This is a genomic window from Microbacterium sp. Y356 (genome assembly GCF_059445355.1).
The window spans coordinates 1,872,331-1,888,492 of sequence record NZ_JCAIUE010000001.1 but is presented as its reverse complement, the minus strand read 5'-3'; the positions used below and the strand labels follow the sequence as shown (position 1 = coordinate 1,888,492).

General features: G+C 65.8%; 15 protein-coding genes. 5 read left to right on the top strand and 10 right to left on the bottom strand.

Features of this window, described 5'->3' with window-relative positions; all coding sequences use genetic code 11:
- Window positions 1-65: 65 nt before the first annotated feature.
- Complete coding sequence (gene argG / locus AC1C2Q_RS09035; protein WP_495430759.1) at window positions 66-1,511, bottom strand: argininosuccinate synthase; 1,446 nt, start codon at window positions 1,509-1,511, stop codon at window positions 66-68.
- Between the two features lie 233 nt (window positions 1,512-1,744).
- Between argG and AC1C2Q_RS09030 the strand changes: the two genes are divergently transcribed.
- Window positions 1,745-2,449: a ZIP family metal transporter gene (locus AC1C2Q_RS09030; RefSeq protein WP_495449839.1), complete on the top strand. Its 705-nt coding sequence runs from the start codon at window positions 1,745-1,747 to the stop codon at window positions 2,447-2,449.
- Between the two features lie 21 nt (window positions 2,450-2,470).
- Here AC1C2Q_RS09030 and AC1C2Q_RS09025 read toward each other — a convergent pair whose 3' ends face one another.
- The 8 genes from AC1C2Q_RS09025 to AC1C2Q_RS08990 all read right to left on the bottom strand — a co-directional run bounded on the left by AC1C2Q_RS09025 (window position 2,471) and on the right by AC1C2Q_RS08990 (window position 9,632).
- Window positions 2,471-3,592, bottom strand: a complete 1,122-nt coding sequence (locus AC1C2Q_RS09025) for a hypothetical protein (protein ID WP_495449838.1) — start codon at window positions 3,590-3,592, stop codon at window positions 2,471-2,473.
- Window positions 3,586-4,353: a hypothetical protein gene (locus AC1C2Q_RS09020; protein WP_495449837.1), complete on the bottom strand. Its 768-nt coding sequence runs from the start codon at window positions 4,351-4,353 to the stop codon at window positions 3,586-3,588. Before AC1C2Q_RS09020 ends, AC1C2Q_RS09025 begins: the two co-directional genes overlap by 7 nt.
- Window positions 4,350-5,396: a vWA domain-containing protein gene (locus AC1C2Q_RS09015; RefSeq protein WP_495449836.1), complete on the bottom strand. Its 1,047-nt coding sequence runs from the start codon at window positions 5,394-5,396 to the stop codon at window positions 4,350-4,352. Before AC1C2Q_RS09015 ends, AC1C2Q_RS09020 begins: the two co-directional genes overlap by 4 nt.
- Complete coding sequence (locus tag AC1C2Q_RS09010) at window positions 5,393-6,379, bottom strand: VWA domain-containing protein (RefSeq protein ID WP_495449835.1); 987 nt, start codon at window positions 6,377-6,379, stop codon at window positions 5,393-5,395. Before AC1C2Q_RS09010 ends, AC1C2Q_RS09015 begins: the two co-directional genes overlap by 4 nt.
- Window positions 6,370-6,861 (bottom strand): hypothetical protein, encoded by a 492-nt coding sequence (locus AC1C2Q_RS09005; RefSeq protein ID WP_495449834.1) that lies wholly within the window; start codon window positions 6,859-6,861, stop codon window positions 6,370-6,372. Before AC1C2Q_RS09005 ends, AC1C2Q_RS09010 begins: the two co-directional genes overlap by 10 nt.
- Window positions 6,848-7,735, bottom strand: a complete 888-nt coding sequence (locus tag AC1C2Q_RS09000; RefSeq protein ID WP_495430752.1) for a DUF58 domain-containing protein — start codon at window positions 7,733-7,735, stop codon at window positions 6,848-6,850. The genes AC1C2Q_RS09005 and AC1C2Q_RS09000 overlap by 14 nt, the downstream gene beginning before the upstream one ends.
- Before the next feature lie 29 nt (window positions 7,736-7,764).
- Entirely contained in the window at window positions 7,765-8,730 is a 966-nt protein-coding gene (locus AC1C2Q_RS08995) for an AAA family ATPase (RefSeq protein WP_495449833.1), read from the bottom strand.
- A gap of 212 nt (window positions 8,731-8,942) precedes the next feature.
- Window positions 8,943-9,632 carry a Pr6Pr family membrane protein gene (locus AC1C2Q_RS08990; protein WP_495430751.1) on the bottom strand — a complete coding sequence of 230 codons (690 nt, stop codon included), beginning with the start codon at window positions 9,630-9,632 and terminating at the stop codon, window positions 8,943-8,945.
- Between the two features lie 139 nt (window positions 9,633-9,771).
- Here AC1C2Q_RS08990 and AC1C2Q_RS08985 point away from each other — a divergent pair, with 139 nt between their 5' ends.
- Together AC1C2Q_RS08985 and AC1C2Q_RS08980 are read left to right on the top strand one after the other, a co-directional pair.
- Window positions 9,772-11,058 carry an adenylosuccinate synthase gene (locus AC1C2Q_RS08985; protein ID WP_495449832.1) on the top strand — a complete coding sequence of 429 codons (1,287 nt, stop codon included), beginning with the start codon at window positions 9,772-9,774 and terminating at the stop codon, window positions 11,056-11,058.
- A gap of 250 nt (window positions 11,059-11,308) precedes the next feature.
- Window positions 11,309-12,514, top strand: coding sequence for a lactonase family protein (locus AC1C2Q_RS08980; protein ID WP_495449831.1), 1,206 nt, complete (start codon window positions 11,309-11,311; stop codon window positions 12,512-12,514).
- Window positions 12,515-12,555: 41 nt separating this feature from the next.
- Here AC1C2Q_RS08980 and soxR read toward each other — a convergent pair whose 3' ends face one another.
- Window positions 12,556-13,032, bottom strand: coding sequence for a redox-sensitive transcriptional activator SoxR (gene soxR, locus AC1C2Q_RS08975; protein ID WP_495430748.1), 477 nt, complete (start codon window positions 13,030-13,032; stop codon window positions 12,556-12,558).
- 64 nt (window positions 13,033-13,096) lie between these two features.
- On the opposite strand from soxR, the gene AC1C2Q_RS08970 reads away from it, so the two are divergent.
- Entirely contained in the window at window positions 13,097-14,482 is a 1,386-nt protein-coding gene (locus AC1C2Q_RS08970) for an MFS transporter (RefSeq protein ID WP_495449830.1), read from the top strand.
- Window positions 14,483-14,696: 214 nt separating this feature from the next.
- Window positions 14,697-16,118: a dihydrolipoyl dehydrogenase family protein gene (locus AC1C2Q_RS08965; RefSeq protein WP_495449829.1), complete on the top strand. Its 1,422-nt coding sequence runs from the start codon at window positions 14,697-14,699 to the stop codon at window positions 16,116-16,118.
- Window positions 16,119-16,162: the final 44 nt, after the last annotated feature.

Below are 16,162 nucleotides of genomic sequence, written 5' to 3'. Positions count from 1 at the left end.
GAGGATTTCGCGGGAAATCTCCGTCATTTGCAACAACCTCCGACGGGTGAAACGACGAGAACAGGTCAGTCCGTGCCGGAATCGAAGGCTGCGCCCTCGGATGCCGAGTCGACGGCATTCGCGAGCTTCTCGTCGGTTGCGGAGACCGAACCTTCGACCTGCTCAGTGATTTCGGATGCCTCGCCTGCGGTGACGCGGCCGACGAGCTCGGCAGTGGCGCCTCCGACGAGACCGAGGCTTGCGTACTGCTCGAGGCGCGAGCGCGAGTCGGCGATGTCGAGGTTGCGCATGGTGAGCTGGCCGATGCGGTCGACGGGCCCGAATGCGGCGTCTCCGACGCGCTCCATCGAGAGCTTCTCCGGGCCGTAAGACAGGTTGGGGCTGGTGGTGTCGAGGATCGTCCAGTCGTCACCGCGCCGCAGGCGGATGGTGACCGTGCCGGAGATCGTCAGACCCACCCAGCGCTGGATCGACTCGCGCAGCATGAGCGACTGCGGCTCGAGCCAGCGGCCTTCGTACATCAGGCGGCCGAGGCGGCGACCCTGCTCGTGATAGGTCGCGAGGGTGTCTTCGTTCAGGATGCCGTTGACGAGGCGCTCGTAGGCGATGAAGAGCAGCGCCATGGCCGGAGCCTCGTAGATGCCGCGAGACTTCGCCTCGATGATGCGGTTCTCGATCTGGTCGCTCATGCCGAGGCCGTGGCGTCCGCCGATCGTGTTCGCCTCGTTCACCAGGGCAACCGGGTCGGTGTACTCGACCCCGTTGAGAGCAACGGGGCGGCCACCCTCGAAGGTGACGGTGACATCTTCGGTCTCGATGGCGACCGAGGGGTCCCAGAACTTGACGCCCATGAGCGGGTCGACGGTTTCCAGCGAGACGTTCAGGTGCTCGAGGGTCTTCGCCTCGTGGGTAGCGCCCCAGATGTTGGCGTCGGTCGAGTATGCCTTCTCCGCAGAATCGCGGTAGGGGAATCCGTGCGCGATGAGCCATTCGCTCATTTCCTGGCGGCCGCCGAGCTCGGTGACGAAGTCAGCGTCGAGCCACGGCTTGTATACGCGCAGGCGAGGGTTGGCAAGCAGGCCATAGCGGTAGAACCGCTCGATGTCGTTGCCCTTGTAGGTGGATCCGTCGCCCCAGATGTCGACGCCGTCGTCCTTCATGGCACGCACGAGCATGGTGCCGGTGACGGCGCGGCCCAACGGCGTCGTGTTGAAGTAGGTCTTGCCGCCGGAGCGGATGTGGAATGCGCCGCACTGCAACGCGACCAGGCCCTCTTCGACGAGAGCGGTCTTGCAGTCGACCAGGCGCGCGATTTCGGCGCCGTACTCCAGGGCGCGACCGGGGATCGCATCAATGTCGCCTTCGTCAGGCTGCCCGAGGTCGCCAGTGTAGGTGCATGGGATGGCACCCTTGTCGCGCATCCACGCGACGGCGACGGAGGTGTCAAGGCCTCCGGAGAAGGCGATGCCGACGCGCTCGCCGACGGGAAGAGACTGAAGGACCTTGGACATGATTCCCATTCTATCGGCGCGCGGCGTGTCGCCATGCTCGCGGGTCGAGGGAGCAGGCGGATGCCGGACTCGCGAGCAGCCAGCGCCACGAGGCCGTCGTAGACGGATCCACCAGCGATTCCTGCGGCCGGGCTGACGATTCGACCTGCCTTGTCCATGGTCGTGCGCATCCCATCAGAACGCCATTGCAATGGCGCGGTCGACAGTGCCAGAGTGAATCGCGGAGGAGCAACATGGGTCAGGCGGTGCTGTGGGGACTGGTGGCGGCTGCGCCACTATTCGTGGGTGCTTTGCTGGCGCTGCTGCGCACTTGGCCGCCGCACTGGCTGGGCATCGTGCTCGGCTTCGGCGCTGGCGCACTGATGGCATCGATTGCCTTCGAATTGTGGGAAGAGGGCCTGCAGCTCGGCGGCCCGATTCCCCTCGCCGTCGGCGTCGCGGCCGGTGCGCTCTGCTATTACCTCGCTGATCGGCTCGTCGAACGCCGCGCGTCGGCCGCGCGGGGTAGTGCTGGTGGCCCGCTCGCGGTGGGTGCTCTGCTCGACGGCATCCCGGAGCAGCTCGTGCTCGGCATCGGACTCGCATCCGGCGAAGGCGTGAGCGTCGCGCTTGTGATCGCGATCGTCGTCTCCAACCTGCCCGAGTCGATCGGCTCGGCGGCCGACCTGCTCGAGGGCGGCATGAAGCGGTCCCGCGTGCTGTGGCTGTGGGCAAGCGTTGCCATCGTGTGTGCGCTCGCCACGGTCGCCGGCTTCGCGCTGGCGGATGCCGTGAGCATCGAGTTCCGCGCCGGAGCCAGCGGCTTCGCTGCAGGTGCGCTGCTGGTCATGCTCGTCGATTCGATGATTCCTGATGCACAGTCCAAGGCGAAGGACTCGACGGGGCTCGCCACGGTGCTCGGCTTCGCGCTCGCCGCCGGACTCTCGCTCGGCGCGTGAACTCGGCCTCGCTTGGGGCTCTCAGAGCCCCGGATACTCTTGCATCCGCGTCTGGAACTCTTCCCGGTCGGCCTCGCTGAGCAGTTGGGGTGCCAGGAAATAGATCTGCAGACCTTCCAGCGGCTCGCCGGTGCGATCGCTCTGCGCCTGGCGCTCGCCCAAGAACTCGCCGGTGCGGTCGTTCGAGAGGTCGTACATCACCGCGTAGAAGCGCATCGGATCGGGGTAGTTGTCGGTGTACCACTCCCACGTGTTCTGCGTACGAGGGTCGGTGCTGCCGTAGAACCTCTCCAGGATCGTGTCATCCAGACCCGACGAGGGGTCATTGAAGGAGTACATGCTGTACATGCCGTAGTCGTACAGCACCTCTTCGATGACGCCCATCATTTGAAGCTTGCGGCTGTAGTCCTGGATGGGCTCGTTTGTCATCCACGGCACCGAGATGTACTGCACCAGCATCGATTCGCCGCCATAGCCATTGCGCTCCGGACGCAGATCCTCCGGCCCGACCTGGCTCCACGTGTATCCGAACTCATCGCTCAGCCGCTCGCGGATCTCGGCCAGCGCCGCGTCACTCTGCACGCGAACTTCTTCCAGCGACATCTGCGACAGGATCGAGCTCGGTGCGACGTCCTTGATACCCGGGTATGCCTCTTCGTGCTTCTGTTCCGCAGTCTTCTCGCCCTGGTAGCTGCCCGATGCTGAGGTCTGCAGCGCACTCATCGCACCGACGGTCGCGACATTCAGCAGCAGCGTGATGACAAGAGCGGATGCGCCGAGCGCGCGTCCGCGCGGCGTCACGAGCGCCGCGATCACGACACCGACCACGACGAGTTGCAGTGTCAGCATCGTGACGCCGTAGAGCGTGTCTGTGAAGCCTGCGAGCAGCGTGCCGAGCAGAATGAGTGCGAACAGAATCGCGACCACCAGCGCTGACCAGCCGATCGCGTTCGCGGGCTGCTTCTCTGCAGGGGCTGCGGCCGAGCCGATGATCGGCGCAGTCGGGGCGCCGTACGGAGCACTATCTGAAGCGCCCGGCGCTTGCACGCGCCGGGCGCCGTGATACCCACCGGGCGGCGGCAACGGGGGTGCGCCCTCAGTGCCGGCCACATAACGCGCGCGCTGCTTCTCTGGCTCTACCATGGCTTGTCCGTCCCGGAGCCTTGGCCGTCCTGATCGCCCTGCTGTTCGCGCTCCTTGGCGCCCTGCTCAAGCTTCTCCTGGATCTCGTCGAGTTTGTCCTGATCGGGCTGCTGCGGCTGCTCTTCCTGGCCGTTCTCACCTTCAGGAGGAGGCTGCTGCTGGGTCTGCTGCTGCTTCTCCTGCAGGCGATCTTCAAGCCCGTCGAGGGTGTCGCTCATGCTGCGATCCGGGTCTGGTGACTGCGAATCGGCCTCTTCGCTGTTGCACTCCTCCGGCGTCTCGGCCGTGATGAGCAACGCTTCGCCGTACAGCTCAGCCCCGCCGACCCCATCGCCCTCGCCGACCGCGGCATCGCCCTGACGCTCGATCACGATGGCGAGGTTCACGCGCACAGCGCACACCTCGAGTCCGGTGGCCAAGGGCAACGCTTCCTCGAGCTTCGTGCGCGCACCGTCGAGGTCCTCAGCGCCGGCCAGAGCAGTGCCGACGTTGTAGGGCGCCTTGAACGGTTCGAACCAGTTCAGGAACTCCTGACCTTCGGCGGCAGCGGTGGATCCCGAGTAATCCGCGACGACATATGAAGTGATCGCCTGGTGAGCGAAGGCGTACATACTCAGCAGCTTGCCGACGAACAGCAGTGCCACGAGCGTCAGGGGCAGGGTGCCGATGGCCACCCAAAGACGGATGCGCCGGCGGCGCCGATTCGCCTCGATCAGAGCGGATGCGGCATCCGCCTGCGAGGAGGAAGTGAGATTCGTCACGCGCCACCTCCCCGAAGCGCCAGTCCGCGCATCTGCGCGATGAGCATCGTGGCGCGGGCGAGCTCGATGCCGAGCAGCGCCACCATCACGAGCGCGAAGATCCAGTACAGCTCGATCACGTTGCCGACCGACCCGGACTCGGTGTAGCTCGTCGTCGTAGTCGGCGCCTCCGGCAGCTCGATTGCGATGTCGGCGGATCGCAGCTGATAGCTCGCGCCGAGGTCGCCAGCGATGGTCTGCAGGTTCGCATCGTCGATCACCGACATGGCGGGCTGACCCTGGTACTCGATGTATCCGCCGGTGCCCGCTGAACCGTCCGTCGAAGGGCCGAAGCCACCCGTCGTGATTTTCATCGGCCCGCCCTCGCTGGTGCCGTAGCCCAGCACGGAGCCGGCGTCGATGTACTGCGCACTGTCTGCGAACGACTCCGGATCGCTGCTGATCGTCTGCTCCCCATCGCCGAGGTAGAACACCATACGCGAGCGATCGGATGCGGACTCAGCGGCCGTAGCAAGAGTCTCCTCCAGCATCCTGTTCGCGATGCTGATCGAGCTGCCGCGCGACTGCGACGTCACCTCCGGATGCAGAATCTCCAGCGACGAGATGAGCGCGGTGGTGTCGGTGGTCAACGGCAGGCGCAGCTCGGCCGCGGCATCGAACGTGATCAGGGCGAAGCGTGCACCCGGATACTCCTCGACGATCGACTGCACGTCCTGGCGGACGCCGTCGAGTCGCTGCTGGCCGTCGCCCCAGTCTTCCGCGACGATGCTCGCCGTTGTGTCGACGACGATCACGATGTCGGTGTCTGTCGCGAGGGTCTGTGTCGCGCCTCCGGGGATGCCTGGGCGCAGCAGCATCATGAAGCATGCGAGCAGCATCAGCAGTCGCAGCACCCACATGAGCGGAGAGGCGCCGGTCACGGGCTGGGCCGAGGCGACACCGGCAGGGCGCAGCGACTTCACCAGCATCCATACGGCGAGGAACACCACGGGTGCGAATAGCAGCAGAAGCAGGAAGACGTTGAGGACGGGTTGAAAGATCACAGTCTCACCCTCCACAGCAGCACCACGAAGCCGAGGCCGGCGACGAGCAGTACGGCGATCCAGAGGTTCGGAGCGTCGGTCCACACCACCTGCGCTTGGCCTCGTAGCTCGGCGGCATCCTGCTCCTGCACGTCTGCGATGATGTCGGCCACCGTCGTTGTCTCGCGCAGGCCGTAGGCCTCGCCGCCGGTGATCTGTGCTGCGGAGACGAGCTCGTCACTGATCTCGGTGTCGACTCCCTGCACCGGGTTCAGCGCGAAGACGCGCACACCGACGGATGCTGCGTAGTTCGCGGCCTCTTCCAGCGTGACGATGGATGCTCCGGCGAGCTCGTTGTCGGTGGCGAGGATGATCGAGCGACTGCGCTCCTCATCGAGGTGATCGAAGCGCATGGCGCAGGACGCAAGCCCATCTCCGATCAGCGACGCACCTGGACCGTTCAGGGTGCCGACCCAGTGCTCGGGGATCTCCTCGATGAAGTCGAAGCTCTTCCGGATGCTCTGCAGATGTGTGCGGATGAAGTCGTAGTCGTCGGTCAGCGGGAAGACCTGCACCGGCGAGCTGTTGAAGATGGTCAGGCCGATGCGCTCTCCTTCGAAGCCGTCGAGGAGCTCTTCGAAGACAGCGAGCACCTCGACATCCACGTCGCTCATGGATCCGGAGACGTCGAGGCAGAGCATGATGTCGCGGCTCGTGTTGATCGGTTGGATCGTCTCGGATGACATCGGGCGCGCGGCTACGATTCCGCCGGCTGCGGCTGCGATCACGCCGAGCGCGACGACGCCGATGAGGGCGGCCCGGCGACGGCGGACAGCGTGCTGGAACGACGGCAGCGCGCGCAGTCGCTCCGCGCGCGCGATTGGGGCGCTGTGTGTCTCGCGGTGTCGGGCTCCGCGGCGAATGCCGAGGAGCAGGCCGACAGTGATCGCGATGACGATCACGGCGATCGCGACGAGGAGGAGCCACCAGTTCGCTAGTGCCATGACGCCACCACCTTGCGGGCAGCCTCGAAGCCTGCGGCCGGGTCGATCGCGGGCTCCCTGCGGAAGATGCTCGGGTAGTAGTGCCGCTTCATCGCGTCGATCAGCGCTGGTTGCACGCCGAGTCGTTGCAGATCGTCGAGGGCGAGCACGGGGGCCTCCAGTCCGCTGTACTCGTTGACGAACGTGCGAACGATGCGGCTGAGCTCGAGGTTGGCGCTGCGCGCGGTGAGAGCGCCCGCGCGGTAGTCGGCCTCGATCTGGCCGATGCGGTCGTTATATTCCATTCTCAGCATGGTGAGCACATCGTCGGTGGATGGGGCGATCTGCGGCGGCTCACCCTGCAGGGTCATGCTGCGTTTGGGCCTGGTCAAGAAGATCAACAGCCATGCGGCGAGGATGAGCACGGCGATGATGCCGATCGCGAGCAGCATCCACCCCCAGCCGTATTGGGCGGGAGGGTAGAGCTCGTCAGTTCCTGACATGCGCCCTCCGATTCAGCATGCGCAGCAACTGCGGGACCGCGTCATCCTGAGTGTCGAGGGTTGCGTGCGTGATCTCGAGCCGGTCGAGCAGGCGGGTGCGGCGCTCAGTATCCGCCTGCGATTGTGCGAGCAGCTCACCGAGCACTTCACTGTCGCCGTGCACGAAGTCGGGAACAGCCCATCGGGTGTACACATCGGCACGTGCCGCGTTCGACGCGTGATCGAGCACCGGGTCTGCATCGCGAAGAGTGATCCACAGCACGTCATGCTGCACGCGCAGTCGGCGCAGCATCCGTTCGCTCTCGTCGGTCACCGGTGCGTCATCGGTGATGATGACGACGATGCAGCGCTGCGCGATCGTCCGCGCAACATAAGAGAGGAGTGCGTCGCGGTCACTGGGTGCTGTGGCGGTGGAGATGGCCTGATCGATTGTGCGCAAGACGTGCTCGAGTGCGCCCTCGCTGCGCCCGGGCGCTCGGCGCCGGATGCGATCGCTATCGCCATGCACGACGCTGAAGTCGTCGCCGTGGCGCAGAGCGAGGATGCCAAGGGCTCCCGCCGCCAGAACAGCCAGGTCTTTCTTGGGCCTCTCGTCGTGCGCGAGTGCGGTCATCGCGCGGCCAGTGTCGACGACGAACAGCACGGTGTGCATGCGATTCGCGCGATGGCGTTTGACCAGGGGAGTGCCGAGCCTGGCAGTCGCTCGCCAGTCGATGTCGCGCACCTGATCGCCGTACTCGTACTTGCGCAGGTCTTCGAAGTCGAGGCTGCGCCCGTGCAGCAGCGACGCGTAGGCGCCGTCGAGCGCGTGCATCGACTTCTGTGAAGAGTGGATGAAGAGCTTGCTCTTCACCTGCGTGATAAGACTAGGCATCCGGTCCTTGAGCTTGTCGAAGGGCGGCGCTACGGCGTCGGCACCGAGGTGAAGATCTGGTCGATGATCTCCTCGCTTCGGATGCCCTCAGCATCCGCTTCGAAGGTCAGCAGCACGCGATGGCGGAGGACGACGTGGCGGAGTGTGCGGATGTCTTCGGGGATGACATGCGAGCGGCCGTTGAGCAGGGCGAGGGCGCGGGATGCCTGCAGGAAGGCGATGCTGGCGCGCGGGCTGGCACCGTACTTGATGTAGCGAGCGCGGTCTTCGCCGATGTACGGACCGGGATTACGGGTGACATAGGCGAGCGAGACGATGTAGTTGCGGATCGCGTCGTCGACGTAGATGCGGCTGGCGACATCCTGCAGCAGCTTCACGTCTTCGAGGGAGACGGCGCTCGCGACGTGGCGGTCAGGGTCCAGCACACCTGAGTCGATGCGGCGCAGGATCTCGAACTCGTCTGCGGGGCTCGGATAGTCGACGATCTCCTTGAGGAGGAAGCGGTCCATCTGTGCCTCGGGGAGCTCGTAGGTGCCCTCCTGCTCGATGGGGTTCTGCGTGGCGATCACGAGGAACGGCTTGGGCAGGTGGTGCACCTCGCCGCCGATAGTGGTCTGGTGCTCCTGCATCGCCTCGAGCATCGCCGACTGGGTCTTGGCGCTGGAGCGGTTGATCTCGTCGAGCAACACGAAGTTCGCGTGCACGGGGCCAAGGACAGTGCGGAACGATCCGTTCGCGGCGTCATAGATCTGGTTGCCGGTGATGTCGCTGGGAAGGAGGTCTGGCGTGCACTGGATGCGTTTGAAGCTGGCCTTGATGGTGTCGGCGAGCGTGCTCGCGGCGGTGGTCTTCGCAAGGCCAGGCACGGACTCGAGCAGAATGTGCCCGCCGGCGATGAGGGAGACCAGCAGGCTGGTGCGCAGCCGCTCCTGGCCGACCATCTTCGCCGAGTACGCGTCTGAGATGATTGCCAGAACATCGGCGGCGTGCTGCATTTCCGCCGCGCTCGGGGCGGTGTCTTGGCCAGGCGCTGGGCTTACTGCTGGGCTGGTCGTTGGGCGCGGGATCGCAGGAGGCGCGGGAGGCGGAGGTGGAGCCGCCGAGTTACCGTTCGATGCGGGAAAGGCCTGATTCATCACTGTCTCCTCGATTGCACCAGAACAGGGTAACCCGAGCACCCTGTGTCAACGGGAGCGGGGGTGCTGGCTTATGAGCGCGCGCGGCGCCGGCCGATCCACACCACGAACGCTGCGACCGCGATGATCGCGGCAGCGATCCCGACGATGTAGCCGGACACACCCAGATACCCACCCGGAACAAGGTGCGGGTCGAGGAAGGGGTACGGGTACCACCAGGCGTCACCTGTGGCGGGGGCGATGATGAAATTGGCGCGGATCAGCGTATATGCGGCCCAGACAATCGGGAAGATCGCCGTAATCGCCACCGCGCTCCATGGGAGCGCGCGCCGCTTCGGCGCGAAAAGCACATCAGCCAGCAAGAACAGCGGGATGACGACGTGGAGCACCTCGTTCGACCACGGCACCGTGACGCCCTGGGGGAGTTCGACGTTCCTCAGCAGCAGGTTGTAAACGATGCCCGTCACGATCATGTACGTGCTCACGCAGACCAGCAGCACCGCGAACCAGCCGGGTTCCTGCTCTTCCTTTCGGCCGCTGGTCCACGCCCAGATCGCGCCGATCGAGAGGACGATCACGGCGAGAAGATTCGACTCGATCGTGAAGAAGCTGAGGAAGTTCGCCGCGAGCGTCGGAACATGCGCGCCCCACTCGGTCGTCGAGATAGCACCATTGTGCAGAGTCCTCGTCAGCTGAGTGATGATTGCAGCTGCGCCGAGCACTGCTGCGGCAAGTCGTGCGTATGGCCACCAGGTCGTCATGGTTCCTCCGCGGTAACCATAGCGTCCGGGCTGCGGCTGGCGCGATGCTCCGCGCGCACGGCGGGGCGGTGGTGGGGCTTCGCTAAGATGGGACTGCTCGTGCGATCCACCGAGGCGGGCAGAATCCAGGGGGACACCCATGCCAGGAATCGTGATCGTCGGAGTCCAGTGGGGCGACGAGGGCAAGGGGAAGGCTACCGACCTGCTCGGTGACCGTACCGACTGGGTGGTGAAGTTCAACGGCGGCAACAACGCCGGGCACACCGTCGTCGTCGGCAATGAGAAGTATGCGCTGCACCTGCTGCCCTCAGGCATCCTCTCTCCTGGCGTCACCCCTGTCATCGGCAACGGCGTGGTCATCGACCCCGAGGTGCTCTTCGATGAGCTCACGGCGCTCTCCGCTCGTGGCATCGACGTCTCCAAGCTCAAGGTGAGCGCGAACGCGCACCTCATCACGCAGTACCACCGCACCCTCGACAAGGTCACCGAGCGCTTCCTCGGCAAGCGCAACATCGGCACGACCGGTCGGGGCATCGGCCCGGCCTATGCCGACAAGATCAACCGCGTCGGCATCCGCGTGCAGGATCTCTTCGACGAGAACATCCTGCGCCAGAAGGTCGAGGGCGCGCTCGATCAGAAGAACCACCTGCTCGTGAAGGTCTTCAACCGTCGTGCCGTCACCGTCGACGAGATCGTCGAAGAGCTGCTCTCCTACGCTGAGCGACTGCGTCCGATGGTCGCCGATACCGGCCACCTCCTCGACGAGGCTCTGGAGCGAGGCGAGATCGTCGTCTTCGAGGGTGGCCAGGCCACCATGCTCGACATCGACCACGGCACCTACCCGTTCGTCACCTCCTCGACGGCAACGGCAGCGGGCGCGGCATCCGGATCCGGCGTCGGACCCGGCCGTCTTGACCGCATCGTCGGCATCGTGAAGGCATACACGACCCGCGTCGGATCTGGACCGTTCCCGACCGAGCTGTTCGACGACAAGGGCGACTGGCTGCGCTCTGCGGGGTTCGAGTTCGGCACGACGACCGGGCGTCCGCGCCGGGTCGGCTGGTACGACGCCCCGATCACGCGTTACGCGACGCGGATCAACGGCATCACCGACCTCGTGCTCACGAAGCTCGACATTCTCACCGGTCTCGACCAGATTCCGGTCTGCGTCGCCTACGACGTCGACGGAGAGCGTTTCGAAGATGTGCCGGTGAACCAGACCGACTTCCACCACGCGAAGCCGATCTACGAGTACTTCCCCGGTTGGAGCGAAGACATCTCGACGGCTCGCAGCTTCGAGGATCTGCCGCAGACCGCGCAGGACTACGTGCTCGCGCTGGAGAAGATGAGCAGGACTCGTCTCTCGGTCATCGGAGTCGGCCCCGAGCGTGATCAGGTGATCGTCCGCCACGACCTCGTCGACTGAGCCGAGCCGCGGATCGGTGCGCCGCGATCGGTGCCGGCGAGCGCGAGGTGCCGGCGAGCACGAGGTGCCGGCGAGCACGAGGTGCGGGCGCCGGAGGTGTCGCACATTGCCGCTTAGTCGCGGCGGAAGCGGCAAACAGTGCCACCTCCCCGATGGAGCACTTCGGCGAGGTGTCGCATATGGTCGCTAAGCCGGGCCGGAGGCGGCAAAGTGTGACACCTGTCCAGGATGCATTCATGAGGAGACAGCGATGACGCAGTTCTGGGTCGGCGGTTACGGTGCCGATATGGGCGGGGATGCCGCTGGCATCGGCCTGCTCCAAGGCGAAGAGGGGCGCGAGCCTGCCTCCCTCGCGTATCGCGGAGCCGTCACCGAGACCGCATCGCCGTCGTGGTTGGCGCGGCATCCTTCGCTTGACGTCGTCTACGCGGCACTGGAGGGTGACGGCGCGGTCCAGGCGTTCCGTCGTACGGGAGAGCAGTCGCTCACCGCGATCGGTCGTCCGGTCGAGGCGGGGTCGGCTGTCTGTCACCTCGCAGTGGCTCCGAGCGGGTCGTACCTCGTCGCGAGTTGTTACGTCGATGGCCGGGTCGTGCGTATCGACCTGTCCCCAGACGCACGGATGCTGAAGCCGTCGATCGCGGATGCCGCCACCGACCCCTACGGCATGGATGCTGCCGAGCCGCAGGCCGTCGACCTGAGTGAGATGCTGGCGGCTGCTGCGGCAGCATCGGCGCCTCAGCCTGATGCACCGCGGTCAGGGTTATTGCTCTTCGACGAGATGCTCGGGTTGAACGCTGCCGCTGCACCCGAGCCCGAGGCCGAGGTCGCCGAATCCGCCGAGGAGGAAGCGCCCGCACGCTCCTCGCACGCACATTCCGCGGCGTTCCTGCCGGACGGACGCATCGCGACCACCGACCTCGGCTTCGACCTCGTGCGCATCTGGCGCCCCACGGCGGGTGGGCTGACGCTCGATCATCAGATCGTGCTTCCGCACGGCGTCGGACCGCGGCACATGGTCGTGCATCCCAGTGGTCACCTGCATGTCGTCACCGAGTACTCCTGCGAAGTCTTCACGTTCGGGCCCCAGCCCAACGGGCGCTGGGCGCTCATCGCGGCGACATCGGTGAGCCCTTCCGCCCAGACCGGATTCGACTTCCCCGCCGAGCTGTCACGCTCGCGTGACGGGGAAACCCTCTACGCGGGAGTGCGCGGCAGCAACACCATTGCCGCACTGCGCGTGCGTGGAGCGGGCGAGAGCATCGAACCGTTCGCGCTCGCCGAATCCGGGGTGGACTGGCCGAGGCACCACCTCGTCCACGACGGTTCTCTGCTCGTCGCAGGTCAGCGCTCGAACGAGATCAGCGTGCTCGACCTCGATGAGCGCACTGGTGCGCCCCGCGGCATCCGCCATCGCGCCCCCGCTCCGGCGCCGACGCACCTGCTGCTTGCCTGAATACCGGGGCGTCACGGGCCGTCATGCCCCAGGCGCCCCGCTCACTCCGCCCCTGGCGACCCTGACTTGAGCCATCGAATCGGCCCCGCACCTGCCGCCCCGAGAACATCTCCCGGGTTCTGCAGCGCGCACGAGTTCAGGCTCAGGCATCCGCATCCGATGCATCCGTCCAAGTCGCCACGCAGATGCTCGAGCTGTCGGATGCGCGCATCCAACTCGTCGCGCCAGCGTTGGGAGAGGCGGGCCCAGTCCTTCTTGGTCGGGGTGCGTCCCTCCGGCAGAGACTCGAGGGCCGCGCGGATGTCTTTGAGGGGGATGCCAACGCGTTGCGATACCCGGATGAACGCGACACGGCGCAGCGCGTCGCGGCAATAGCGACGCTGGTTTCCCTCCGTGCGCGCAGAGGTGATCAGGCCGTTGCGTTCGTAGAAATGCAATGCGGACGCCGCGACCCCGCTGCGGTTGGAGAGCTCGCCGATCGTGAGTTGTCGGTTCCTGTCTCCATCTAACTGCGGCATGCGGTTCTCCCTGTTACGCCGTCGACTTGACCTCAACCATAGTTGAGGTCCTACCGTCAGAGGAATGACAACGGATACAGGAGACGTGCGGACGGTCAAGGCCACCGCACCGGGCATCATGAGTGGCGCATACCTCTGGATCACCATCGGCGCATGCGCGCTCGTGTTCCTCGGGGCGTTCGAGTCGCTGGCGGTCACGACCGTGATGCCGGCGGTGAGCGCCGATCTCGACGGTGAGCGACTGTATGCGCTGGCGTTCGCAGGGCCCCTGGCTACCGGGCTGATCGGGATGGTCGCAGCGGGGAACTGGTCGGACCGCCGCGGACCGACGGCGGTGCTGTACACCTCGGTGCTCGTGTTCGTCGCGGGTCTTCTCATCGCCGGACTCGCGCCGAGCATGGAGATCCTCGTGGCAGGCCGCTTCGCTCAGGGGCTCGGCAGCGGAGCGATGACGGTGGCGCTGTACGTCGTCGTCGCACGGGTGTACCCGCAGCTCCTGCATCCGGCGATCTTCGCCGCGTTCGCCGCAGCGTGGGTCGTGCCTTCTCTGATCGGTCCGACGATCGCCGGGCTGATGACGGATCTCTGGAGCTGGCACTGGGTCTTCCTCAGCGTCGTTGTGCTCGCCATGGCTGCGCTTCTCATGGTGATCCCTGGCCTGCGGGGCCTCTCGCGCGAAAGAGATGCATCAGTGCCGTGGGCATTCGGCAGGCTCGGCTGGTCGGTGCTTGCGGCGGTGGCCGTACTTGCGTTGAATCTGCTCGGCGACATCCAGGGGATCGGACCGGTGCTCGCTCTCGGTGCCGCTGTCGTCGCTCTCATTGCCGTTCGGCCGCTGGTTCCCAAGGGGACTCTGCGTGCTCGTCGCGGTCTGCCCTCGGTCATCCTGGTCCGTGGCCTCATGGCCGGAGCATTCTTCGGCGCACAGGTCTACCTGCCGTACCTGCTCACCGATCGGTACGCCCTCACCCCGACTCTCGCCGGGCTCTCATTGACGGGAGGCGCACTTGCCTGGTCGATCGCCTCTACTGTCCAGGGCCGGATGGGCGCCCGGTTGTCCAGCGTGACGGCACTGCGGATCGGAATGGTCCTCGTGTTGATCGGCATCGCTCTTGTGGCGGCGACATCCGCTTTCCGGTTGGATGCGCTGATGATTGCCGCCGCATGGGTTGTCGCGGGCTCAGGCATGGGTCTTATGAGTCCACGAAACAGCGTGCTCGTACTGTCGATGTCGACACCGGCGAACCAGGGATTCAACAGTGCGGCGATGACGGTCGCCGATTCCTTCGGCAGTGCGCTGGTGCTGGCGGTCACCGGCACCCTGTTCGCCGGGTTGGCGATGACCGGTGACCCGTTCACTGCCGTGTTCATCCTGGCGGGTGTGATCGCCGCCGTGGCGGTGGCGCTGGTGCACAGGGTGGTTCCTTCAGACGAAGAGGTGTCGGCATGAGGGCGATCGTGCAGCGCGAGTTCCCCAGGTGTCGCATCTGTCGGAGGTTGTGATGTTTGACGGAGTGTTTCCGCAGAAACCTCCGTCAGATGCAACACCCTCCGACATTCGTCTTTCGCCCTACAGGTTGTGGCCGCTTGGGAACAACCCCGGTGACATCGCGTTGCACCTCGGCAAGACTGGTGCACTACCGGTTCGGACGGAAGGCGACGAAATGTCCAATGATTACGACCTGATCGTCCTCGGCGGAGGACCCGTCGGCGAGAACGTGGCCGACCGTGCCGTGCAGGCGGGGCTCACCGCGATCATCGTCGAGAGCGAACTCGTCGGCGGTGAATGCTCTTACTGGGCATGCATGCCGTCGAAAGCGCTGTTGCGCTCGGCCCAGGCACTGCGCGCGGCTCAGCATGTCGCTGGTGCCGCCGAAGCGGTGACCGGGCAGATCGATGTCCGCAAGGTACTGGAACGACGCAACTCGTTCACCAGCGACTGGTCGGATGCCGGGCAAGTTGGGTGGTTGCAGTCGGCGGGTATCGACCTCGCCCGTGGCCACGGCCGGATCACCGGCACCCGCGAGGTCACCGTGACTGACGCGGAAGGTGCGACCAAGGTGCTGACGGCCCGGCACGCGGTCGCGATCTCCACCGGAACGGATGCCACGATCCCCCCGATCGACGGAATGGCGGATGCTGCGCCATGGACGAGCCGCGAAGCGACCAGTGCGCAGGAGATTCCGGCATCCCTCGTGGTCGTTGGCGGTGGCGTCGTCGCCGTGGAGATGGCCACCGCATATGCCGCACTCGGCGCGACAGTGACTCTGATCGCCCGCAGCAGTCTGCTGGCGAACATGGAGCCGTTCGCCGGAGAGCTCGTCGAGGCAGGGCTGCGTGAACTCGGCGTCGACATTCGCACGAACACCGGCACGACCCGCGTCACACGGGACGCCGACGCTGTCACCGTCACGCTCGACGACGGCTCGGAGGTCATCGCCGCAGAACTTCTCGTCGCGACCGGTCGCACCCCGCGCACCGCCGATATCGGCCTGGACGCCGTCGACCTCCAACCCGGCCGCTACATCACCACGGACGACACCCTCCGGGTGCCAGACAGTGACTGGCTCTATGCAGTGGGTGACGTGAACGGACGCGTGCTGCTGACTCACCAGGGCAAGTACCAGGCGCGTGCCGCAGGCGACGTGATCGCAGCCCGTGCGAAGGGCGAAGACGTCGACGATGCTGCATGGGGTCGCCATGTCGCCACCGCAGACCACGCGGCCGTGCCGCAGGTCATCTTCGGCGAGCCGGAGGTTGCGTCGGTCGGACTCACCGCGAAAGCAGCGAAGGATGCCGGATACGAGACCCGCGTGATCGACTACGACCTCGGGGCGATCGCGGGGTCCAGCCTGCGTGAGGACGGCTACAGCGGACAAGCCCGCATGATCGTCGATGCCGCACGCGATGTCATCCTCGGCGTCACGTTCGTCGGTCCGGATGTTGCCGATCTGCTGCAGGCCGCGACCATCGCTGTCGCCTGCGAGGTTCCGATCTCACGGCTCTGGCACGCAGTGCCGGCCTACCCGACGGTGAGCGAGATCTGGCTTCGACTGCTGGAGGAGTATGGGCGGGATTCGGCGTGAAACGCGGCCTGTCCGGCATCCCATCCATCTGAAGCTCGGCTCCG

Excerpts from the sequence above, each read along its gene's own strand:
- argG (WP_495430759.1), bottom strand. The coding sequence starts at position 1,511 with ATGTCCAAGGTCCTTCAGTCTCTTCCCGTCGGCGAGCGCGTCGGCATC.
- AC1C2Q_RS09030 (WP_495449839.1), top strand. The coding sequence starts at position 1,745 with ATGGGTCAGGCGGTGCTGTGGGGACTGGTGGCGGCTGCGCCACTATTC.
- AC1C2Q_RS09025 (WP_495449838.1), bottom strand. The coding sequence starts at position 3,592 with ATGGTAGAGCCAGAGAAGCAGCGCGCGCGTTATGTGGCCGGCACTGAG.
- AC1C2Q_RS09010 (WP_495449835.1), bottom strand. The coding sequence starts at position 6,379 with ATGGCACTAGCGAACTGGTGGCTCCTCCTCGTCGCGATCGCCGTGATC.
- AC1C2Q_RS09005 (WP_495449834.1), bottom strand. The coding sequence starts at position 6,861 with ATGTCAGGAACTGACGAGCTCTACCCTCCCGCCCAATACGGCTGGGGG.
- AC1C2Q_RS09000 (WP_495430752.1), bottom strand. The coding sequence starts at position 7,735 with ATGCCTAGTCTTATCACGCAGGTGAAGAGCAAGCTCTTCATCCACTCT.
- AC1C2Q_RS08995 (WP_495449833.1), bottom strand. The coding sequence starts at position 8,730 with ATGCAGCACGCCGCCGATGTTCTGGCAATCATCTCAGACGCGTACTCG.
- AC1C2Q_RS08990 (WP_495430751.1), bottom strand. The coding sequence starts at position 9,632 with ATGACGACCTGGTGGCCATACGCACGACTTGCCGCAGCAGTGCTCGGC.
- AC1C2Q_RS08985 (WP_495449832.1), top strand. The coding sequence starts at position 9,772 with ATGCCAGGAATCGTGATCGTCGGAGTCCAGTGGGGCGACGAGGGCAAG.
- AC1C2Q_RS08980 (WP_495449831.1), top strand. The coding sequence starts at position 11,309 with ATGACGCAGTTCTGGGTCGGCGGTTACGGTGCCGATATGGGCGGGGAT.
- soxR (WP_495430748.1), bottom strand. The coding sequence starts at position 13,032 with ATGCCGCAGTTAGATGGAGACAGGAACCGACAACTCACGATCGGCGAG.
- AC1C2Q_RS08970 (WP_495449830.1), top strand. The coding sequence starts at position 13,097 with ATGACAACGGATACAGGAGACGTGCGGACGGTCAAGGCCACCGCACCG.
- AC1C2Q_RS08965 (WP_495449829.1), top strand. The coding sequence starts at position 14,697 with ATGTCCAATGATTACGACCTGATCGTCCTCGGCGGAGGACCCGTCGGC.